The sequence below is a fragment of the Pseudotabrizicola formosa genome (genome assembly GCF_002900965.1).
GTDB classification, from domain to species: Bacteria; Pseudomonadota; Alphaproteobacteria; order Rhodobacterales; family Rhodobacteraceae; genus Pseudotabrizicola; species Pseudotabrizicola formosa.
The window spans coordinates 1220445-1241021 of the sequence record NZ_PJOM01000002.1 but is presented as its reverse complement, the minus strand read 5'-3'; the positions used below and the strand labels follow the sequence as shown (position 1 = coordinate 1241021).

The following is a 20577-nucleotide window of genomic DNA, read 5'->3' as shown; positions in this document are numbered from 1 at the left end:
GGGAGCAGTCTGATGGACGGCGATATCCGCAAGAACAGCTATGACGACGGTTCCACCGATTTTGAGACCGGTGAACAGAAGATCCGCAATTTCAACCTGAACTTCGGCCCGCAACACCCTGCGGCGCATGGCGTTTTGCGTCTGGTGCTGGAACTGGACGGTGAAATTGTCGAACGCTGCGATCCGCATATCGGCCTGCTGCACCGTGGCACCGAAAAGCTGATGGAGAGCCGGACCTATCTGCAGAACCTGCCGTATTTTGACCGGCTGGACTATGTGGCGCCGATGAACCAGGAACACGCCTGGTGTCTGGCGATTGAAAGGCTGACCGGTACAGTTGTGCCGCGCCGGGCGTCGCTGATCCGGGTGCTGTATTCCGAGATTGGCCGGGTGCTGAACCATCTGTTGAACGTGACCACCCAGGCCATGGATGTGGGCGCGCTGACCCCGCCGCTTTGGGGGTTCACCGCCCGTGAAGAGCTGATGGTGTTTTATGAACGGGCCTGTGGCGCGCGTCTGCATGCCGCCTATTTCCGGCCCGGCGGCGTGCATGTTGATCTGCCCGATGCGCTGGTGGAGGACATCGATCTTTGGGCGACCAATTTTCCCAAGCTTCTGGATGACATTGAAACCCTGCTGACCGAAAACCGCATTTTCAAGCAGCGCAATGCCGATATCGGGATTGTCACCGAAGAGGATATCCTCAAATGGGGCTATTCGGGCGTGATGGTGCGCGGGTCCGGTCTCGCCTGGGACTTGCGCCGCGCGCAACCCTATGAATGCTATGACGAATTCGACTTCAAGATTCCGATCGGCAAGAATGGCGACTGCTATGACCGCTATCTGTGCCGCATGCAGGAGATGCGGGAAAGCACGTCGATCATCCGGCAGGCCTGTGCCAAGCTGCGCGTGGAAAAGGGCGATGTGCTGGCGCGCGGCAAGATCACCCCGCCCAAGCGGGGCGAGATGAAGACCTCGATGGAAGCGCTGATCCATCACTTCAAGCTCTATACCGAAGGCTTCCACGTGCCCGCCGGAGAGGTCTATGCCGCCGTTGAAGCCCCCAAGGGCGAATTCGGTGTTTATCTGATGGCCGATGGCACCAACAAACCCTACCGCGCCAAGATCCGCGCGCCGGGGTTTTTGCACCTGCAATCCATGGATTATATCTGCAAGGGGCATCAGCTGGCTGATGTCTCTGCCATCATCGGCACGATGGATGTCGTGTTCGGGGAGATCGACCGCTGATGCTGCGCCGCCTTCACAAAGACCAGCCTGCCTCGTTTGAATTCACGCCCGCAAACCTTGCCTGGGCGCAGGGGCAGATTTCCAAATACCCCGAAGGGCGTCAGGCATCGGCCATCATCCCGCTGTTGTGGCGTGCGCAGGAACAGCATGGCTGGCTGACGCGTCCGGCGATCGAATATGTGGCCAACATGCTGGGCATGGCCTATATCCGCGCGCTGGAAGTGGCGACCTTCTACTTCATGTTCCAGCTGCAACCGGTTGGATCGATTGCGAATATCCAGATTTGCGGCACCACGTCCTGCATGATCTGCGGGGCCGAGGATCTGATCGCCGTCTGTCAGGAGTTAATTGCCAAACAGCCGCATACCGTCTCAGTTGATGGCAAGTTTTCCTGGGAAGAGGTGGAATGTCTGGGGGCCTGTTCCAACGCCCCGATGGCCCAGATCGGCAAGGATTACTATGAGGATCTGACGCCCGAAAAGCTGCGTGATCTGATCGCGCGGTTCAGCGCCGGAGAGGTTCCGGTACCGGGGCCACAGAATGGGCGCTATGCCTCCGAACCGTTGACCGGGCTGACCAGCCTCAAAGAGCATGAGGCGGGGCGCAAGCCCTATAACGCAAGCGCACAGCTGGCGGTGGATATCGGCGAAACCGTCAAGCGCATTGACGGGACTGAAGTGCCACTGACCACGCCCTGGATCGCCCGGCCCGAAGCGCCACACGGCTCTGGTGCGCCCGATGATCTGCCCAGCGAACCGAAACCCGGCGCAGGCATCCCTGCGGATGCAACCGGTGCCACTGTGCAGGAGGCCCCGGCGAAATCCGCCGGCAGGCCGATTTCAAAAGGTGAGCCAGCCAGCACGCCGACCGAGGTTGCGGCCGCGCCAGAGACCGTGCCGTCCAAGGATACGCAAGACGGCGTGGCCCTGCCGCCGGAACCCGGCATTGCGCCGCACGTGCCTGCGGGCGAGAAGCCGCAAGGTCTTGCCGAGCCACGCGGTGGGGCAGCCGATGATCTGAAGATCATCGAGGGCATCGGCCCGTCGCTGGAAAAGCTGTGCCATGACCTGGGGATCTTCCATTTTGACCAGATCGCCGCCTGGTCTGAGGCGGATATTGCCTGGATGGACCAGAACCTCAAAGGCTTCCGGGGCCGGGTCAGCCGGGACAAATGGGTGGCGCAGGCAAAGATCATCGTAACCGAAGGTCTGGACGCATTCCGCATCCGGGCCAAGACCAACGATTACTGAGGGCATGGCATGACCCGGCCAGATCCGAAGCGTGACATGAGCACGGCTCACAAGGCCCGGCTTGTGGCCTTTGTACTGGCGGGGACGATGGTGTTGTGGATGGGCGCGCAATTTGTGGGCGGACAGATGGGGTGGGATCCCCGCTATGTCTTTCTGTTCGATTTTGCCGCGATTGCCGCGTTCTTCTGGGCGCTGGTTGTGACGTATCAGATCTGGCGCAGTCGTCAGGGTTGAAGGAAGGGGCAAGCAATGCTCAAGGATAAGGACCGCATCTTTACCAACCTTTACGGGATGCATGACCGCAGCCTTGCGGGGGCAAAGGCGCGCGGCCATTGGGATGGCACCGCCGAGATCATCGCGCGCGGTCGCGACAAGATCATCGAGCAGATGAAGGCATCGGGCTTGCGCGGGCGCGGCGGGGCAGGGTTCCCGACGGGTCTGAAATGGTCATTCATGCCCAAGCAGTCCGATGGGCGGCCCGCCTATCTGGTGATCAACGCCGATGAGTCGGAGCCGGGAACCTGCAAGGACCGCGAGATCATGCGGCATGATCCGCATACGCTGATTGAAGGCGCGTTGATCGCGTCTTTCGCGATGAATGCCAATGCCTGCTACATCTACATTCGCGGCGAATACATCCGCGAGAAAGAGGCGCTGCAGGCGGCAATCGACGAATGCTATGACGCCGGGATGCTGGGGCGGAATGCCGCAAAATCCGGCTGGGATTTCGATCTGTACCTGCACCACGGGGCCGGGGCCTATATTTGCGGCGAAGAAACCGCGTTGCTGGAAAGCCTTGAGGGCAAGAAGGGCATGCCGCGGATGAAACCGCCGTTCCCGGCGGGTGCAGGGCTTTACGGCTGCCCGACCACGGTGAACAACGTCGAGTCGATTGCGGTTGTGCCCACCATTCTGCGGCGCGGGCCGGAATGGTTTGCGGGCTTTGGCCGCCCGAACAACGCGGGCACCAAGCTGTTTGGCATCTCGGGCCATGTGAACGCACCTTGTGTTGTCGAGGAGGCAATGTCGATCCCGCTCAAGGAACTCCTGGAACGGCATTGTGGTGGCGTGCGCGGCGGGTGGAAGAACCTCAAGGCGGTGATCCCCGGCGGGTCGTCGGTGCCCTTGCTGACGGCGGCGCAATGCGATGATGCGATCATGGATTTCGACTGGCTGCGTGAGCAGCGGTCAGGTCTGGGCACGGCGGCGGTGATCGTGATGGATCAGTCCACCGATGTGATCAAGGCGATCTGGCGCTTGTCCAAATTCTACAAGCACGAAAGCTGCGGCCAGTGCACGCCCTGCCGTGAAGGCACTGGCTGGATGATGCGGGTGATGGACCGTCTGGTGCGCGGTGAGGCCGAGGTGGAGGAGATCGACATGCTGATTTCCGTGACCAAGCAGGTTGAGGGGCATACGATCTGTGCCTTGGGCGATGCGGCGGCCTGGCCCATCCAGGGTCTGGTGCGGGCGTTCCGCGATGAGATCGAAGACCGGATCAAGGCCAAGAAAACCGGGCGCATCAGCGCCGTTGCTGCGGAGTGATGCGGATGGCGGCAGCCCTTTCCCTGACGCTGGCCCTTGGGGCCTGCGTGCAGCCGGCCCCGCAGGGGACCGGTCAGGGTGCGGTTGCGCCAATGCCCTTGCGGGTGACCAATAATGGCCAGCCGTTCGGGATGCATGAAGGCGCTGCCGCGCGCCGGGTGGCGGATGCCACCTGTGCCGCCGAAGGCCGGCGCTTGCGCCCCGGGATCTATGACCGGTTCGAGGCAGGTACCTGGGTCTATGTCGGGGGGTGCGCCTGATGCGCTATCCGATAACGGCCCAAGATCGCGTGATGGAACAGGCTTGTCATCGCATATCCGGGGCGGCAGTGCCTATGTCCTTGGCATGGACTGCCAAGGAGGCCGTGATGAAACTGGTTCCGATGATGATTGCCGCCCTGATGCTGGCCGCGCCTGCTTTTGCGCTGGTGCCGATCAATCAGGAAAAGCGGATCAATGACACGCTGCGCAGCGGGTTCATTGCCGATGCGATTGCCGACAATTGCCCGACGCTGGAACCGCGCCGGTTGCGCGCGCTCAATGAGCTGTTGAAGCTGCGCGACTATGCCCTGTCGCAGGGCTATAGCGCCACCGAAGTGCGCGCCTTTGTGGAAGACAAGACGGAAAAGGCACGGGGCAAGGCAGAGGCGGCAGCCTGGCTGGCCAGCAAGGGTGCCGTTCCGGGTGAGGCTGGCGCCTATTGCGCCGCGGGTGAGGCAGAGATTGCGCGCGGCAGCCTTGTCGGCGCATTGCTGCGGTCAACCAGATGACCGGGACAGAGAGATTTCGCCGGGCGCAAAGCCAGGCACAGAACACGGCACAGAACAGGGCGCCGGGGCGGGTGATCCACCCCAGCGCCACGATGGCTGCGGAGTAAGCAGATGACGAACCTGAAAAAGATCAGCATTGACGGCATCGAGGTCGAGGTGGATGGCGCGATGACCATCATCCAGGCGGCCGAGGTGGCAGGCGTGGAAATCCCGCGCTTCTGCTATCACGAACGTCTGACGATTGCCGGCAACTGCCGCATGTGTCTGGTCGAGGTTGTGGGCGGCCCGCCGAAACCGGCGGCAAGCTGTGCCATGCAGGTCCGCGATCTGCGCCCCGGCCCGAATGGTGAGGCGCCGGTGGTGAAAACCAACAGCCCGATGGTCAAGAAGGCCCGCGAAGGGGTGATGGAATTCCTGCTGATCAACCACCCGCTGGATTGCCCGATCTGCGATCAGGGTGGCGAATGTGACCTGCAGGATCAGGCCATGGCTTACGGCGTCGATTTCAGCCGCTACCGCGAGCCGAAGCGGGCAAGCGAAGACCTGAATCTTGGCCCGCTGGTGGCCACCACGATGACACGCTGCATTTCCTGCACCCGCTGCGTGCGTTTTACCTCGGAAGTGGCTGGCATCACCCAGATGGGCCAGACCGGGCGGGGCGAGGATGCCGAGATCACCAGCTATCTGAACGAGACGCTGAACAGCAACCTTCAGGGCAATATCATCGATCTGTGCCCGGTCGGCGCGCTGACCTCGAAACCCTATGCGTTCACGGCGCGGCCGTGGGAGCTAACCAAGACCGAATCCATCGACGTGATGGATGCGCTTGGCAGCAACATCCGCATCGACACCAAAGGGCGCGAGGTGATGCGCATCCTGCCCCGTAACCATGACGGCGTGAATGAGGAGTGGATTTCCGACAAGACCCGCTTCATCTGGGACGGGTTGCGCCGCCAGCGGCTGGACACGCCCTATATCCGCGAGAACGGTCGGCTGCGCAAAGCCGGTTGGGGGGAGGCCTTGGCCGCCGCAGCCGCTGCGATGACCGGCAAGAAGGTGGCGGCGATTGTCGGCGATCTGGCCCCGGTGGAGGCTGTGTTCAGCCTCAAGCACCTCGTCGAAGGTCTTGGCGGCCGCATCGAATGCCGCACCGATGGCGCGAAACTGCCGATCGGCAACCGCTCGGCCTATGTCGGCACGGCGGCGATTGAAGATATCGACACGGCACGCGCGATCATCCTGATCGGAACCAATCCCCGCGATGAGGCCCCGGTGCTGAACGCCCGCATTCGCAAGGCGTGGAGTGCGGGGGCAAACGTGACCCTGATCGGTGCCGCCGTGGATCTGACCTATGACTATGGCCATGCCGGCGATGACCGCGCGGCACTGGTCAAGGCGGTGTCTGAAGCTGCGGCAACCGAAGGGGCCGTGGTGATTGTCGGTCAGGGGGCCCTGAACGAGGCTGATGGCGAGGCGGTGCTGTCGCAGGCGATGAAACTGGCCGAAGGCATGGGCGCGAAACTTCTGGTGCTGCACACCGCCGCGGCCCGGGTGGGGGCAATGGACGTGGGTGCCGTGACCGATGGCGGTCTGTCTGCCGCGCTGGATGGGGCAGAGGTTGTCTATAACCTTGGCGCCGATGAGGTGGACATCAAGGCCGGTCCCTTCGTGATCTATCAGGGCAGCCATGGGGATCGGGGCGCGCACCGCGCCGACCTGATCCTGCCCGGTGCCGCCTATACCGAGGAAGGCGGCCTGTTCGTCAACACCGAGGGCCGCCCGCAACTGGCGCTGCGCGCCGGTTTTGCGCCGGGCGAGGCCAAGGAGAACTGGGCGATCCTGCGGGCGCTGTCGGCGGAACTGGGGGCCACGCTGCCTTGGGATTCTCTGGCGGGGTTGCGGCGGGCGCTGGTCGCGGCGCATCCGCATCTGGGCAAGATCGATCAGCTGGCCGAAAATGCCTGGACCCGCATCCCCCTGCGCGAACCTGCCCGCGCCAGTTTCCGGCTGCCGGTGCAGGATTTCTACCTGACCAACCCGATTGCGCGGTCCTCTCAGGTGATGGCAGAAATGTCAGCGCTTGCGAAAACCCGGCACGCGTCCCCTTTGGCGGCGGAATAACAGATGCCCCACGCAACCGCCCTTGCCAGCCTGACCGCCGCTTTTGCGGCGCTGTCGGCTTGTGCCGGGACCGGGACCGTGGCACAGGGCGGCATCAATCCGTCCTATCAGGGCATTCAGACCGTGCTGCTACAAGATGACATGGTCAGCTTTCGTGTCGCGCTGGATGGCGCGCGCGGGAATGAGGATGTCGAGGCTTATGGCCGCTGTGCCGCCGCACAATATGCGCTGATCCGGGGCTACGGTTTTGCGCGGCATGTGCGCACCACGGTGGCGAAGGCTGGAAATACCTGGCGGGGGGACGCGGTCTATTTGATCTCGGCCGCCCTGCCACCCGGGCTGAAAACAATCGACGCCGAGGTGACGGTGCGCGATTGCGGGGCGCTCGGGATACCGACGATATGAAGATGAGAGGCTGAGAATGTCTGATTTTCTGGCAACGCCAATGGGCACGCTGGTTCTGGTCGCGGCGCAAAGCCTGCTGATCGTGGGCTTCGTGATGATCAGCCTGTTGTTTCTGGTCTATGGGGACCGCAAGGTGTGGGCCGCCGTGCAGATGCGGCGCGGGCCCAACGTGGTGGGGGCCTTTGGCCTGCTGCAATCGGTGGCCGATGCGCTGAAATATGTGGTCAAGGAAATCGTGGTGCCTGCGGGGGCCGACCGCGCGGTGTTCTTCATGGCACCGATGCTGTCTTTCGTGCTGGCGATGCTGGCCTGGGCGGTTATTCCCTTCAACGCGGGCTGGATTCTGGCCGATATCAACGTGGCCCTTCTGTTTGTGTTCGCGGTGTCCTCGCTTGAGGTGTACGGCGTGATCATGGGGGGCTGGGCGTCCAACTCCAAATACCCGTTCCTCGGGTCGTTGCGCTCTGCGGCGCAGATGATTTCCTATGAGGTGTCGCTGGGTCTGATCATCATCGGCATCATCATCTCGACCGGATCGATGAACTTTTCGGCCATCGTGGCGGCGCAGGACGGGGCTTACGGCTTGTTTTCGTGGTACTGGCTGCCGCATCTGCCGATGGTGGTTCTGTTCTTCATCTCTGCCCTGGCCGAAACCAACCGTCCGCCGTTCGATCTGCCAGAGGCTGAATCGGAACTGGTGGCCGGGTTCATGGTGGAATATTCCTCGACGCCTTACCTTTTGTTCATGGCGGGCGAATATATCGCCATCTTCCTGATGTGCGCGCTGATGAGCCTGCTCTTTTTCGGCGGCTGGCTGTCGCCCATTCCGGGGCTGCCTGATGGCTTCTTCTGGATGTTCATCAAGATGGCGTTCTTCTTCTTCCTGTTCGCCATGGTGAAAGCCATCGTGCCACGCTATCGCTACGACCAGCTGATGCGGATCGGCTGGAAGGTGTTCCTGCCGCTGTCATTGGCTTGGGTCGTGCTGGTGGCTTTCCTTGCGAAATTCGAAGTTCTGGGCGGCGCTTGGGCCCGCTGGACGATTGGGGGCTGATCATGGCAAACATCGACTGGAACCGCGCAACCCGGTATTTCCTGTTGCAGGATTTCATCAAGGGCTTTGCTCTGGGGTTGAAATACTTTTTCGCACCGAAAGACACGCTGAACTATCCGCATGAAAAGGGGCCCTTGTCGCCCAGGTTCCGCGGTGAACACGCGCTGCGCCGCTATCCCAATGGTGAAGAGCGTTGCATCGCATGCAAGCTGTGCGAGGCGGTCTGCCCGGCGCAGGCCATCACCATCGATGCCGAACCGCGTGAAGACGGCAGCCGCCGGACCACGCGCTATGACATCGACATGACCAAGTGCATCTACTGCGGATTTTGCCAGGAAGCCTGCCCGGTGGATGCCATTGTCGAAGGCCCGAATTTCGAATTCAGCACCGAAACCCGCGAGGAGCTGTTCTACGACAAGGAAAAGCTGCTCGACAATGGCGCGCGTTGGGAGGCGGAGATTGCCCGCAATCTCGAACTCGACGCGCCCTACAGGTGAGCGCGATGACCGAAGCCTATACCAGAATGCTGCAGCAGATGATGGAGCAGGGGCAAAAGATGGCAAGCGCCTTCATGCCCGGCATGGACACCATCGATCCGAAGGCTTTTGAAAAGCTGTTTCCGGCGATGCCGAAAGAGCTGCTGGAAATGTGGTTCGGCAAGACCTTCAACCCCGAAGGTCTGGATGCCCGCACCCGGTTTCTGGTGACCATCGCCGCCCAAACCGTGCTTGGCCCGATCGGTGAGCCGCAATTGCGGGTGACCATCAAGAACGGTCTCGCCGCCGGGGCCACGCAGCGCGAGATTGCCGAAGTGATCTGGCAGATGAGCATGTTCGGTGGCCTGCCCGCCACGCAAAAGGCATTGGAAATCGCGCAGAGCGTCTTTGCCGAGACTGAGGAGAGTGACACATGACTGTCGCGGATTATGCCTTTTATGCCTTTGCCATCGTTGTGGTGGCAGCCGGGCTGATGGTGACCCTCAGCCGCAACCCGGTGCATTCGGTGCTGTGGTTGATCTTGGCCTTTCTGTCCTCTGCGGGGCTGTTCGTTCTCTTGGGTGCAGAGTTTGTGGCGATGCTGCTGATCATCGTCTACGTCGGTGCGGTCGCGGTGCTGTTCCTGTTTGTGGTGATGATGCTCGACATCGACTTTGCCGCACTCAAGGGCGAGATTGCCCGCTACATGCCACTGGGTCTGCTGATTGGCGTGGTGCTGCTGATGCAGCTGTCCTTGGGCATCGGGGCCTGGGTGCAGGCCGAGGGCGCAATGGGGCTGCGGCAGGCGGTGGCACCGGAGATGGATCAGGTGGAAAACACCCGCGCCTTGGGGCTGCTGATCTATGACAAGTATCTGCTGTTGTTCCAGCTCTCGGGTCTGATCCTGCTGGTTGCCATGATTGGGGCGATCCTGCTGACCCTGCGCCACCGCAAGGATGTGAAGCGCCAGAACGTGCTGCATCAGATGTGGCGCGATCCGGCGAAGGCGATGGAGCTGAAGGATGTGAAGCCGGGGCAGGGGCTCTGAGGCTTGCGAAAATGGGGTAGGGCGGGGTTAACCCCGCCTCTGCGACAAAGACAAAACGGGGCAAACACCCGGAGGGACTAGGATATGGTTGGTCTGGAACATTACCTGACAGTCGCGGCGGCGCTGTTCGTCATCGGCATCTTCGGCATCTTCCTGAACCGGAAGAACGTGATCGTGATCCTGATGTCGATCGAGTTGATGCTGCTGGCCGTCAACATCAACATGGTCGCGTTTTCAAGCCATCTGGGCGATCTGGTCGGGCAGGTGTTCACCATGTTCATCCTGACCGTCGCGGCCGCCGAGGCGGCGATTGGCCTTGCGATTCTGGTGGTGTTCTTCCGCAACCGTGGAACGATCGACGTCGAAGACGTCAACGTGATGAAAGGCTGACCCCATGGCAACGATCATCCTTCTTGCGCCGCTGATCGGCGCGCTGATCTGCGGCTTTGGCTGGCGCATCATCGGTGAACGCGCCGGGCAGATCATCGCCACGGCGCTGGTGTTTTTGGCGGCGTTCCTGTCTTGGGTCATCTTCCTGACATTCGACGGCGAGATGTACCGCGTGGTGCTGCTGCGCTGGATTGAGAGCGGATCATTGGGCAGCGAATGGGCGATCCGCATCGACCGGCTGACCGCGATCATGCTGGTGGTGGTAAACTCGGTTTCGGCGCTCGTGCACCTGTATTCCTTCGGCTACATGGCGCATGACGACAACTGGACCGAGCGGGAGCATTACCGGGCGCGCTTCTTTGCCTATCTGTCGTTCTTTACCTTTGCCATGCTGATGCTGGTGACATCCGACAACCTTGTGCAGATGTTCTTCGGCTGGGAAGGCGTGGGCGTCGCGTCCTATCTGCTGATCGGGTTCTATTACAAAAAGCCAAGCGCCAATGCCGCTGCCATCAAGGCTTTTGTGGTCAACCGGGTGGGCGACTTTGGTTTCGCCCTTGGCATCATGGCACTGTTCTTCCTGACCGACTCGATCCGCTTTGATGAGGTCTTCGCGGCCGCACCAGCGCTTGCGGAAACCAGCATCCGTTTCCTCTGGACCGATTGGAATGCGGCAAACCTGATCGGGGTGCTGTTGTTCATCGGCGCGATGGGGAAATCGGCGCAGCTTGGCCTGCACACCTGGCTGCCCGACGCGATGGAGGGGCCGACCCCGGTGTCGGCGCTGATCCACGCGGCAACGATGGTGACGGCGGGTGTGTTTCTGGTCTGCCGCATGTCGCCGGTCTATGAATATGCGCCAAGCGCCATGGTGATGATCACCGTGCTGGGGGCTGCGACCGCCTTTGTCGCTGCGACCATTGGCCTTGTGCAGAACGACATCAAGCGCGTGATCGCCTATTCGACCATGTCGCAGCTGGGCTATATGTTCGTGGCGGCGGGTGTGGGGGTCTATTCGGTGGCGATGTTCCACCTGTTTACCCACGCCTTCTTCAAGGCGATGCTGTTCCTTGGCGCAGGCTCGGTGATCCATGCCACGCATCATGAACAGGACATGCGCAACTACGGCGGTCTGCGCAAAAAGATCCCCTACACCTTCTGGGCCATGATGATCGGCACGCTGGCCATCACCGGGGTGGGCATTCCGCTGACCCATATCGGCTTTGCCGGTTTCCTGTCGAAAGATGCGGTGATTGAATCGGCCTTTGTCGGCAATCAGGGCGCGTTCTGGTTGCTGGTGGTTGCGGCCGGGATGACCAGTTTCTATTCCTGGCGTCTGATGTTCCTGACCTTCTATGGCAGCAACCGGGCCGGAACGGTGGGGCATGGGCATGGTCACGGCCATGACGATCACCACCACGAGCCGCATGAAAGCCCCAAGGTCATGCTGATCCCGCTGGGGGTTCTGGCGCTTGGCGCGATGTTTTCGGGCATGATCTGGTACAGCGTGTTCTTTGGTGACGAAGACAAGGTGCGCAACTGGTTCGGCATGGACGCGGCGCATCATCAGGCAGAAGAGCATGCCGCCGCCCCGGTTGAAGGCGCTACAGCGCCGGCCCCGTCAGAAGGCGCTGTGGTTTCGACCGAGGCTGCGCCCGTCGCAGGTGCCGCAACTGCTGTGGCAGATGTCCCTGCGGTTGCGACCGAAGAGGTGGCCACGGCAGAGGCCGCGCATACCGCCAGTGTTGCCCCCAAAGGCGCCATCTTCATCGGGCCGGACAATACCGTGCTGCATGATGCGCATTATGTGCCGAAATGGGTGAAGGTCAGCCCGTTCATCGCCATGGTGCTTGGCTTTGCGCTGTCCTGGCTGTTCTACATCAAGAACCCGTCGCTGCCCGGCCGTCTGGCCGCCAACCAGCGACCGCTCTACCTGTTCTTGCTGAACAAATGGTACTTTGACGAGCTTTATGACTGGGTCTTCGTGCGCCCCGCCAAGTGGCTGGGTGGCTTCCTGTGGAAGCGCGGCGATGGGGCAGTGATAGACGGGTCGATCAATGGTGTGGCCATGGGGCTGATCCCTTTGCTCACCCGCCTCGCCGGTCGGGCGCAGTCCGGCTATGTGTTCCACTATGCCTTCGCCATGGTGATCGGGGTTGTGGCCCTGATCACCTGGCTCACGCTGTCCGGCGCGCAGTAAGGGGGCGAAAGAGACTTTATGGACAACCTGCTTTCCATCATCACCTTCATCCCCGCCGTGGCCGCCGTCATCATGGCGCTGTTCCTGCGCGGCAATGACGCCGCTGCGCAACAGAATGCCAAATGGCTGGCGCTCTTGGCCACCGCAGCCACGTTCCTTGTGTCGCTGTTCCTTTTGGCCGGGTTCGAACCTGCCAATACCGGCATGCAATTCGTCGAGGAATATGACTGGATCCTTGGCCTGCAGTACAAGATGGGGGTAGACGGCATCTCGGTCCTGTTCGTGATGCTGACCACCTTCCTGATGCCGATCACCATCGCGTCGTGCTGGACGGTGGAAACCCGCGTCAAGGAATACATGATCGCCTTCCTGATGCTGGAAACCCTGATGCTGGGCGTGTTCTGCGCGCTGGATCTGGTGCTGTTCTACCTGTTCTTCGAGGCGGGTCTGATCCCGATGTTCCTGATCATCGGCATCTGGGGCGGCAAGGAACGCATTTATGCCGCCTTCAAGTTCTTCCTCTACACCTTCCTCGGCTCGGTGCTGATGCTGGTGGCGATGATCGCCATGTATTGGGATGCAGGCACGACGGATATTCCGACTCTGCTGACCCATAATTTCACGTCAGATACGTTCAGCCTGTTCGGCATCCCAATCATCGGCGGGTTGCAGACCATGCTGTTCCTGGCCTTCTTTGCCAGCTTTGCGGTGAAAATGCCGATGTGGCCGGTGCACACCTGGCTGCCCGATGCCCACGTGCAGGCCCCGACGGCAGGCTCGGTAGTGCTGGCGGCGATCCTGCTGAAAATGGGCGGCTATGGCTTCCTGCGGTTTTCCCTGCCGATGTTCCCGGTCGGCTCCGATGTGATGGCCCCGCTGGTGCTGTGGATGTCGGCGATTGCGATTGTCTACACCTCGCTCGTGGCACTTGCGCAGTCGGACATGAAGAAACTGATCGCCTATTCGTCCGTCGCCCATATGGGCTATGTGACCATGGGGATCTTTGCCGCCAATCAGCAGGGGATTGACGGCGCGATTTTCCAGATGATCAGCCACGGCTTCATCTCGGGCGCGCTGTTCCTCTGCGTCGGCGTGATCTATGACCGGATGCACACCCGTGAGATCGACGCCTATGGCGGTCTGGTCAACAAGATGCCGGCCTATGCGATGATCTTCATGTTCTTCACCATGGCCAATGTCGGTCTGCCGGGCACCTCCGGCTTTGTCGGCGAATTCCTGGTGCTGGTGGGGATCTTCCAGGTCAACACCTGGGTTGCGGCGGTGGCGACCACCGGGGTCATCCTTTCGGCGGCCTATGCCCTGTGGCTGTATCGCCGGGTGGTGATGGGTGAGCTGATCAAAGAGGCGCTGAAGTCGATCACCGACATGACCCGCCGGGAGAAGGCCCTCTTTGCGCCTTTGGTGGCGATGACCCTGCTTCTGGGCATCTACCCGGCGCTTGTCACCGACATCATCGGCCCCAGCGTCACCGCTTTGGTGACAGATTATCAGGCCGCGATCCCCGTTTCGGGTGCATCGCAGCTTGCGCAGCAGTGAAGGAGCGGGGATCATGACCGCAGTCGATTTCAATACGATCCTGCCGGAATTCCTTCTGGCTGCCTTCGCGCTTGGGGCGCTGATGTTCGGGGCCTATTTCGGCAAGGACAAGACCGCCGCCACCCTGGTCTGGGCGACATCGGGCCTGTTCATCGCCCTGGCCCTCTTCATCGGCTTTGGCACCGAGGGCGAGCGGATGGCCTTTGGCGGCCTGTTCACCGATGATCCTTTCGCGCGCTTTGCCAAGGTGATCATCCTTGTCTCTGCCGCCTGCGTCATGGTGATGGCGCAGGACTATATGCAACGGCGTGACCTGCTGCGCTTTGAGTTTCCCATTCTGGTGACGCTGGCCGTGATCGGGATGATGGTGATGGTCTCGGCCGGCGATCTGATGACGCTGTACATGGGGCTGGAGCTGCAGTCTCTGTCGCTGTATGTCGTGGCCGCCATGCGCCGTGACAGCACCAAATCGTCGGAAGCGGGGCTGAAATATTTCGTCCTTGGCGCACTGTCGTCTGGCCTTTTCCTCTACGGTGCCTCACTGGCCTATGGCTTTGCCGGCACCACCCAGTTTGCCGGCATCCTGTCGACGCTGGGGGGGGATACCCCGGTCGGCCTGACCATCGGCCTGGTGTTCATGCTCGCCGCCCTGGCCTTCAAGGTCTCGGCAGCACCGTTCCACATGTGGACGCCCGATGTCTATGAAGGCTCGCCCACACCGATCACCGCTTTCTTTGCCACCGCGCCCAAGGTGGCCGCCATGGCATTGATCGCGCGGCTGGTGCATGATGCCTTCGGCGGCATCCCCGGCGAATGGACCCAGGTGCTGGCAGCACTTGCCGTGGTGTCGATGTTCCTCGGCGCGATTGCGGCAATCGGGCAGCGCGACATCAAGCGCCTGATGGCCTATTCCTCGATTGCCCATATGGGCTATGCGCTGGTTGGCCTTGCCTCGGGTACAGCCGAAGGCGTGCAGGCCATGCTGATCTACATGGCGATCTACGTCACCATGAACGTCGGCACCTTCGCCTTCATCCTGTCGATGGAGCGGGATGGTCGCCCGATCACGGATATCCAGTCGCTGAACATGTTTTCCAAAAAGGAACCGCTCAAGGCGCTCGCCCTGCTGGTGCTGATGTTCAGCCTTGCCGGTGTGCCGCCGATGCTTGGCTTTTTCGGCAAGTTCTATGTGCTGAAAGCGGCGGTTGATGCGGGCATGGTCTGGCTGGCGATTGCCGGGGCGGTCGCCTCGGTGATCGGGGCGTTCTACTACCTGCGGATCGTGTTCTTCATCTACTTCGGCAAGGACGGCGAACCGGCGGACAGCAACATGGCTCCGGTGCAATGGCTGATGATGGTCGGTGTGGCGGTCATCATGGTGCTGGGCATCGTCAACCTGTTCGGGATCGAGCCTGTTGCAGCGCTCGCCGCCGAAGCCCTTGTCCGATAGACCTTGGCCGGCAGGCGTTGGACGCAGCCTCCTGCCAGAGGTTGACAGCACCAATGCCGAGGCCTTTCGTCGGGCCCCGCAATGCGCGGGGCCCGAATGGATACTGGCGGCGACACAGTCCGCAGGCCGGGGCCGCCGGGCCCGGCCCTGGGCCAGTCCGCGCGGCAATTTTTACGCGACCTACTGCATGCAAAGCAGGGAGTCGCCGCAGTCTCTGGCCTTGCGCAGCTTTGTCGCCGCCCTTGCCCTGCATGACGCCTTGAGCGCGGTGACCGGCACGCCGGAGGCGCTTGCGCTGAAATGGCCCAATGACGTGCTGTTGTCGGGCGGCAAGGTGGCGGGCATTCTGCTGGAATGCCAAAGCGGGCTGGGCCGCCAGACCCTTGCCATCGGCATCGGCGTCAATCTGATCGGCCATCCGGATGCGGCCCAGGTCGAACCCGGGGCCACCCCCCCGGTCTCGGTGCTGTCGGAAACCGGTCAGCGCGTTACGCCCGAGGCGTTTCTTGACGCCCTCGCTGCCGCCTACGCCCGGTGGGAGGCTACCTTTACCACCATGGGCTTTGCCCCGATCCGCAGCGCCTGGCTGGCCCATGCTGCCCGTCTGAATGAGCCGATCCGCGCCCGCACCGGCACAACAGACCATCATGGCATCTTCGAGACCATCGACAACTCCGGCAACCTGATCCTGCGTACCCCGCAGACCAGGCTTGCCATCCCCGCTGCCGAGGTGTTCTTCTGATCCTCGACCTTATTATCTGTTCTGAAATATCCCACGGGGGTCCGGGGGTGTGAAACCCCCGGTCCTGTCCGATCTGCAAGACCAAACGCCCGGAATCCATGCCCATGCTTCTCGCCATCGACTGCGGCAATACCAACACCGTGTTCTCCGTCTGGGATGGCGCGCGCTTCATTGCCACCTGGCGCATCGCCACCGATCACACCCGCACGGCGGATGAATATTTCGTCTGGCTGTCGTCGCTGATGATGATGACGAAGACCGAAGCCACAATCACCGAAGCCATCATCTCCTCTACCGTTCCGCGCGTGGTGTTCAATCTGCGGGTGCTGTGTGACCGCTATTTCGGCTGCCGGCCGCTGGTGGTGGGCAAGCCGGACTGTCGCCTGCCGGTGCCGCCGCGGGTGGATCAGGGCACGACCGTGGGCCCCGACCGGCTGGTCAACACCGCGGGCGCGCATGACCGCCATGGCGGTGATCTGATCGTGGTCGATTTCGGCACCGCGACCACCTTTGACGTGGTCGATACCGATGGCGCCTATGTGGGGGGTGTGATCGCGCCCGGTGTGAACCTGAGCCTGGAGGCGCTGCATATGGCCGCCGCCGCTTTGCCGCATATTGATGTGGCCAAGCCCGCCAAAGCCATCGGCACGAATACGGTGGCCTGTATGCAATCCGGGGTGTATTGGGGATATATCGGGCTGGTCGAGGGCATCGTGCGCGAAGTGCGCCGCGAGCGCGACCGTCCCACCAAAGTTATTGCGACCGGGGGGCTTGCCTCCTTGTTCGCGCAAGGCACCGATTTATTTCACATGATCGAGGATGATCTGACCATGCATGGCCTCGTCCTGATCCACGACTACAACAAGGAAACTGCATGAGTGTGAACCGTCTGATCTATCTTCCCCTCGGTGGCGCGGGTGAGATCGGGATGAACTGCTATGTCTATGGTTATGGGCCCGAAGGGCGCGAACGGCTGATCGTCGTTGATCTGGGGGTCACCTTCCCCGATATGGATGGCAGCCCCGGCGTCGATCTGATCATGGCCGATATCTCCTGGCTGGAGGCGCGGGCCGACCGGATTGACGGTATCTTCATCACCCATGCGCATGAAGACCATATCGGTGCCCTTGGCCTGTTGTGGCCCAAACTGAAATCCCGCGTCTATGCCCGCCGCTTTACCGCCAGCATCGGCAAGCTGAAGCTGGATGAGATGGGCCTGCCGCTGGATGTCATCACCACGGTCGATCCGCGCCCTGCCATCGTTCAGGCCGGCCCGTTCGACGTGCAGTTCGTGCCGGTCAGCCATTCCATTCCCGAGGCGAGTGCGCTGGTGATCGATACACCCGCAGGCCGTATCTTCCATTCGGCCGATTTCAAGATCGACCCCAATCCGGTGGTGGGCGAGCCGTGGAGTGACGAAGCGATCAAGGCCATCGCCGAAGAGCGCCCGATCAAGGCGTTGATGTGCGATTCCACCAATGTGTTTTCCACCCATCCGGGGCGATCGGAATCCACGCTTGGCACCGCCCTGCGTGAGCTGATCGCGTCGCGTAGCGGCATGGTGGTGGCCACCACCTTCGGGTCCAATGTGGCCCGGTTGAAGACGCTGGCGGAGGCCGCGCGCGCCTCGGACCGGTCGATCTGTGTGCTGGGCCGGTCGATGCGGCGGATGTTGTCGGTCTCGGAAGAAACCGGCGTGCTCAACGGCTTTCCGCGTCTGGTCTCGCCCGAAGAGGCGCTGGATATTCCGCGCGGCAACCTCATGTTGCTGGTGACCGGCAGCCAGGGTGAGCGGCGGGCCGCCTCGGCGCAGCTGAGCCGTGGCAAATATCTGGGCTTGCAGATGAAGGAAGGGGATACCTTCCTGTTTTCGTCCAAGATCATTCCGGGCAATGAACGCGGCGTCTACAAGATCATGAACGCGTTTTCCGAAATGGGCGTTGACGTGGTGGACGATTCGAACGGGCTCTATCACGTATCGGGCCATGCCAACCGCCCCGATCTGGAGCATGTGCACCGTCTGCTGCAGCCCGACATGCTGATCCCGATGCATGGCGAACACCGCCATCTGCGTGAGCATGTCAAGATTGCGACCGAGGCCGGCATTGCCGCCGAAGTCGCCACCAATGGCATGATGATGGACCTAACCGGAGATGCGCCGACCGTTGTCGAATATATCGAAACCGGCAGGCTGTATCTGGATGGCAATGTGCTGATTGGCGCGCTGGATGGCGTGGTGCGCGACCGTATTCGCATGGCGCTCAACGGGCATGCGATGGTGACGGTCATTCTGGACGAGTCGGATGAACCGCTGGGCGAGGCCTGGGTCGAACTTTCCGGCCTGCCGGCGGTTGGTCGCGGGGAACGCAATCTGGCCGAAACGCTGGAAGCCGACCTGTCGGCCTATCTGGACTCCGCCGGCCCCAAGGTGCTGCGCGATGACGCCAAGCTGGACGAGGCCCTGCGCCGGATCGTGCGCCAGGTGTCGATGGAAGAGATCGGCAAGAAGCCGGAAGTGACCGTGGTGGTCAGCAGGTTGCAGGCCGAATAGCTGGCCCCCTACGGCAGCACATAGAAAAAAGGCCCTGCAGCGATGCAGGGCCTTTGGTCATTCTGAGGATGCGAAGTGCCGCGCCTCAGCCATCGGTGCCGGTGGCCGGTTCCTCTTCGGCGTCATCCGCCGTGACAGAGGTGATCTTGAAGCTGCGCAGGATGAAATCGGGCACATGATCGCCCATGCCCACCACGGAATGCTCGCGGCGGTCACGCCCGCCATCGCGGCGATCATCACGACGGTCATCCCGGCGGTCGCGCGCGGGCGCGTCCTCCCGACGGTCACCGCGGCGGTCTTCACGCACCGGGGCATCATCGCGCCGTTCAGATCTGCGCTCTTCGCGGCGCGGGGCAGGGGCGGCTGCGGGGGTTTCCGCCACCACCTCCACCGCGACGGGCTGTGCAATCGGTTCCATGCTGGCGGGGGCAGCGTTTTCGTCGCGCTTGGGTTTGCGGTTGCGGTCACGCTCACGCGGTTTGCCACGCCCTTCGCCCCGCGCCTCGCGCGGTTTGTCGGAAGATGCTTCGTCCAGCCCCGTCAGCGCGCCCTCTGGCACCACACCGCGCGGAATCGGCAGTTTTACCAGCGATTCGATGGCCGACAGGTATTTGTCATCGTTTGGCACGGCAATCGTATAGGCCTTGCCCAGACGCCCGGCGCGTCCGGTGCGGCCGATGCGGTGCACATAGTCTTCGGGGTGCGACGGCACGTCGAAGTTGAACACATGGCTGACCGCCGGAATGTCCAGACCGCGCGCGGCAACATCAGAGGCCACCAGCAGGTGCAACGACCCGTCGCGGAAGGCATCCAGCGTCTTCATGCGCTGCGACTGTTCCAGATCGCCATGGATGGGGGCCGCGTTGAAGCCATGCGCCTTCAACGACTTGGCAACCACATCCACATCCATCTTGCGGTTGCAGAAGATGATCGCGTTGGTACAGCTATCGCCTTCGCCCTTGATCAGGCTGCGCAGCACGGCGCGCTTTTCGGTAAAGCTGCGGTCGCGGCGGGTGGGGGTGAACTGGATCAGCGCCTGTTCGATGGTGGTCGAGGCCGAATTCTGCCGCTCTACTTGCACCCGGGCCGGGTTGGTCAGGAAGGTGTTGGTGATCCGCTCAATCTCCGGTGCCATGGTGGCGCTGAAGAACAGGGTCTGGCGGCTGAACGGCGTCAGCTGGAAAATGCGTTCGATATCAGGAATGAAGCCCATATCCAGCATGCGGTCGGCTTCATCCACCACCATGATTTCCACGCCGGTCAGCAGCAGTTTGCCACGCTCAAAGTGGTCAAGCAACCGGCCCGGCGTTGCAATCAGCACATCGACGCCCCGGTCGATCAGCTTGTCCTGTTCGCCAAACGACACGCCGCCGATCAAGAGCGCCTTGGTCAGCTTGGTGTGCTTGGCATAGGTGTCGAAGTTTTCCGCCACCTGGGCCGCCAGTTCGCGCGTGGGGCACAACACCAGTGACCGTGGCATCCGCGCGCGGGCGCGGCCACGGCCCAGCCGGGTGATCATCGGCAGGGTGAAGCTGGCGGTTTTCCCGGTGCCGGTCTGGGCAATGCCCAAGACATCACGCCCTTCAAGCGCGAAGGGAATCGCCTGTTCCTGAATGGGGGTCGGGGTTTCATAGCCGGTATCAATAACGGCTTGCAGAACGCGCGGGTCCAGCGCGAGGTCAGAGAATTTTAGCATCAGCGTCCTTTGGTTGCGGGATCGGCCCGCAAATCATGAAAAGGGACGCATGCAATCCGGCGCCCCGGCAATGGC

Annotated in this window: 20 protein-coding genes; 19 read left to right on the top strand and 1 reads right to left on the bottom strand. The window is 61.9% G+C overall.

Features of this window, described 5'->3' with window-relative positions; translation table 11 throughout:
* The first annotated feature begins 12 nt into the window (after positions 1 to 12).
* From CXR43_RS09890 to CXR43_RS09800, 19 genes are all read left to right on the top strand, one after another.
* Entirely contained in the window at positions 13 to 1248 is a 1236-nt protein-coding gene (locus tag CXR43_RS09890; RefSeq protein ID WP_103333779.1) for an NADH-quinone oxidoreductase subunit D, read from the top strand.
* Positions 1248 to 2498: an NADH-quinone oxidoreductase subunit E gene (locus CXR43_RS09885; protein WP_103333778.1), complete on the top strand. Its 1251-nt coding sequence runs from the start codon at positions 1248 to 1250 to the stop codon at positions 2496 to 2498. Before CXR43_RS09890 ends, CXR43_RS09885 begins: the two co-directional genes overlap by 1 nt.
* A 9-nt stretch (positions 2499 to 2507) precedes the next feature.
* Entirely contained in the window at positions 2508 to 2732 is a 225-nt protein-coding gene (locus tag CXR43_RS09880) for a DUF5337 domain-containing protein (protein ID WP_168219796.1), read from the top strand.
* Between the two features lie 15 nt (positions 2733 to 2747).
* Positions 2748 to 4043, top strand: a complete 1296-nt coding sequence (gene nuoF / locus CXR43_RS09875; RefSeq protein ID WP_103333776.1) for an NADH-quinone oxidoreductase subunit NuoF — start codon at positions 2748 to 2750, stop codon at positions 4041 to 4043.
* A gap of 5 nt (positions 4044 to 4048) precedes the next feature.
* Complete coding sequence (locus tag CXR43_RS09870) at positions 4049 to 4303, top strand: hypothetical protein (RefSeq protein ID WP_146036501.1); 255 nt, start codon at positions 4049 to 4051, stop codon at positions 4301 to 4303.
* 107 nt (positions 4304 to 4410) lie between these two features.
* Positions 4411 to 4812, top strand: a complete 402-nt coding sequence (locus CXR43_RS09865) for a DUF5333 domain-containing protein (RefSeq protein WP_146036500.1) — start codon at positions 4411 to 4413, stop codon at positions 4810 to 4812.
* Between the two features lie 111 nt (positions 4813 to 4923).
* The gene (gene nuoG, locus CXR43_RS09860; RefSeq protein ID WP_103333773.1) at positions 4924 to 6933 is read left to right on the top strand and encodes an NADH-quinone oxidoreductase subunit NuoG; all 2010 of its coding nucleotides are present in this window, start codon (positions 4924 to 4926) and stop codon (positions 6931 to 6933) included.
* A gap of 3 nt (positions 6934 to 6936) precedes the next feature.
* Entirely contained in the window at positions 6937 to 7338 is a 402-nt protein-coding gene (locus CXR43_RS09855) for a YNQ4 family lipoprotein (RefSeq protein ID WP_103333772.1), read from the top strand.
* Positions 7339 to 7354: 16 nt separating this feature from the next.
* On the top strand, positions 7355 to 8392 hold the full coding sequence (gene nuoH, locus CXR43_RS09850; RefSeq protein WP_103333771.1) for an NADH-quinone oxidoreductase subunit NuoH: 1038 nt from the start codon (positions 7355 to 7357) through the stop codon (positions 8390 to 8392).
* Positions 8393 to 8394: 2 nt separating this feature from the next.
* On the top strand, positions 8395 to 8889 hold the full coding sequence (gene nuoI, locus CXR43_RS09845) for an NADH-quinone oxidoreductase subunit NuoI (protein WP_103334173.1): 495 nt from the start codon (positions 8395 to 8397) through the stop codon (positions 8887 to 8889).
* Positions 8890 to 8894: 5 nt separating this feature from the next.
* Entirely contained in the window at positions 8895 to 9305 is a 411-nt protein-coding gene (locus CXR43_RS09840) for a carboxymuconolactone decarboxylase family protein (RefSeq protein WP_103334172.1), read from the top strand.
* Positions 9302 to 9916: an NADH-quinone oxidoreductase subunit J gene (locus CXR43_RS09835; protein ID WP_103333770.1), complete on the top strand. Its 615-nt coding sequence runs from the start codon at positions 9302 to 9304 to the stop codon at positions 9914 to 9916. The genes CXR43_RS09840 and CXR43_RS09835 overlap by 4 nt, the downstream gene beginning before the upstream one ends.
* Before the next feature lie 84 nt (positions 9917 to 10000).
* On the top strand, positions 10001 to 10306 hold the full coding sequence (gene nuoK / locus CXR43_RS09830; protein WP_103333769.1) for an NADH-quinone oxidoreductase subunit NuoK: 306 nt from the start codon (positions 10001 to 10003) through the stop codon (positions 10304 to 10306).
* A gap of 4 nt (positions 10307 to 10310) precedes the next feature.
* Positions 10311 to 12506, top strand: a complete 2196-nt coding sequence (gene nuoL / locus CXR43_RS09825) for an NADH-quinone oxidoreductase subunit L (protein WP_103333768.1) — start codon at positions 10311 to 10313, stop codon at positions 12504 to 12506.
* A gap of 18 nt (positions 12507 to 12524) precedes the next feature.
* The gene (locus CXR43_RS09820; protein ID WP_103333767.1) at positions 12525 to 14063 is read left to right on the top strand and encodes an NADH-quinone oxidoreductase subunit M; all 1539 of its coding nucleotides are present in this window, start codon (positions 12525 to 12527) and stop codon (positions 14061 to 14063) included.
* Positions 14064 to 14076: 13 nt separating this feature from the next.
* Entirely contained in the window at positions 14077 to 15513 is a 1437-nt protein-coding gene (gene nuoN, locus CXR43_RS09815; RefSeq protein ID WP_103333766.1) for an NADH-quinone oxidoreductase subunit NuoN, read from the top strand.
* Positions 15503 to 16255, top strand: coding sequence for a biotin--[acetyl-CoA-carboxylase] ligase (locus tag CXR43_RS09810; RefSeq protein ID WP_103334171.1), 753 nt, complete (start codon positions 15503 to 15505; stop codon positions 16253 to 16255). Before nuoN ends, CXR43_RS09810 begins: the two co-directional genes overlap by 11 nt.
* A gap of 104 nt (positions 16256 to 16359) precedes the next feature.
* Positions 16360 to 17133, top strand: a complete 774-nt coding sequence (locus tag CXR43_RS09805) for a type III pantothenate kinase (protein WP_103334170.1) — start codon at positions 16360 to 16362, stop codon at positions 17131 to 17133.
* On the top strand, positions 17130 to 18806 hold the full coding sequence (locus CXR43_RS09800) for a ribonuclease J (protein WP_103333765.1): 1677 nt from the start codon (positions 17130 to 17132) through the stop codon (positions 18804 to 18806). Before CXR43_RS09805 ends, CXR43_RS09800 begins: the two co-directional genes overlap by 4 nt.
* Before the next feature lie 85 nt (positions 18807 to 18891).
* On the opposite strand, the gene CXR43_RS09795 is transcribed toward CXR43_RS09800, so the two are convergent.
* A complete protein-coding gene (locus tag CXR43_RS09795) occupies positions 18892 to 20502 on the bottom strand; it encodes a DEAD/DEAH box helicase (RefSeq protein ID WP_103333764.1) in 1611 nt (536 codons plus the stop codon).
* Between the last annotated feature and the right edge of the window lie 75 nt (positions 20503 to 20577).

What these genes read in the sequence shown, in the direction of transcription:
- CXR43_RS09890 (WP_103333779.1), top strand. Translation starts at nt 13, where the DNA reads ATGGACGGCGATATCCGCAAGAACAGCTATGACGACGGTTCCACCGAT.
- CXR43_RS09885 (WP_103333778.1), top strand. Translation starts at nt 1,248, where the DNA reads ATGCTGCGCCGCCTTCACAAAGACCAGCCTGCCTCGTTTGAATTCACG.
- CXR43_RS09880 (WP_168219796.1), top strand. Translation starts at nt 2,508, where the DNA reads ATGACCCGGCCAGATCCGAAGCGTGACATGAGCACGGCTCACAAGGCC.
- nuoF (WP_103333776.1), top strand. Translation starts at nt 2,748, where the DNA reads ATGCTCAAGGATAAGGACCGCATCTTTACCAACCTTTACGGGATGCAT.
- CXR43_RS09870 (WP_146036501.1), top strand. Translation starts at nt 4,049, where the DNA reads ATGGCGGCAGCCCTTTCCCTGACGCTGGCCCTTGGGGCCTGCGTGCAG.
- CXR43_RS09865 (WP_146036500.1), top strand. Translation starts at nt 4,411, where the DNA reads ATGAAACTGGTTCCGATGATGATTGCCGCCCTGATGCTGGCCGCGCCT.
- nuoG (WP_103333773.1), top strand. Translation starts at nt 4,924, where the DNA reads ATGACGAACCTGAAAAAGATCAGCATTGACGGCATCGAGGTCGAGGTG.
- CXR43_RS09855 (WP_103333772.1), top strand. Translation starts at nt 6,937, where the DNA reads ATGCCCCACGCAACCGCCCTTGCCAGCCTGACCGCCGCTTTTGCGGCG.
- nuoH (WP_103333771.1), top strand. Translation starts at nt 7,355, where the DNA reads ATGTCTGATTTTCTGGCAACGCCAATGGGCACGCTGGTTCTGGTCGCG.
- nuoI (WP_103334173.1), top strand. Translation starts at nt 8,395, where the DNA reads ATGGCAAACATCGACTGGAACCGCGCAACCCGGTATTTCCTGTTGCAG.
- CXR43_RS09840 (WP_103334172.1), top strand. Translation starts at nt 8,895, where the DNA reads ATGACCGAAGCCTATACCAGAATGCTGCAGCAGATGATGGAGCAGGGG.
- CXR43_RS09835 (WP_103333770.1), top strand. Translation starts at nt 9,302, where the DNA reads ATGACTGTCGCGGATTATGCCTTTTATGCCTTTGCCATCGTTGTGGTG.
- nuoK (WP_103333769.1), top strand. Translation starts at nt 10,001, where the DNA reads ATGGTTGGTCTGGAACATTACCTGACAGTCGCGGCGGCGCTGTTCGTC.
- nuoL (WP_103333768.1), top strand. Translation starts at nt 10,311, where the DNA reads ATGGCAACGATCATCCTTCTTGCGCCGCTGATCGGCGCGCTGATCTGC.
- CXR43_RS09820 (WP_103333767.1), top strand. Translation starts at nt 12,525, where the DNA reads ATGGACAACCTGCTTTCCATCATCACCTTCATCCCCGCCGTGGCCGCC.
- nuoN (WP_103333766.1), top strand. Translation starts at nt 14,077, where the DNA reads ATGACCGCAGTCGATTTCAATACGATCCTGCCGGAATTCCTTCTGGCT.
- CXR43_RS09805 (WP_103334170.1), top strand. Translation starts at nt 16,360, where the DNA reads ATGCTTCTCGCCATCGACTGCGGCAATACCAACACCGTGTTCTCCGTC.
- CXR43_RS09800 (WP_103333765.1), top strand. Translation starts at nt 17,130, where the DNA reads ATGAGTGTGAACCGTCTGATCTATCTTCCCCTCGGTGGCGCGGGTGAG.
- CXR43_RS09795 (WP_103333764.1), bottom strand. Translation starts at nt 20,502, where the DNA reads ATGCTAAAATTCTCTGACCTCGCGCTGGACCCGCGCGTTCTGCAAGCC.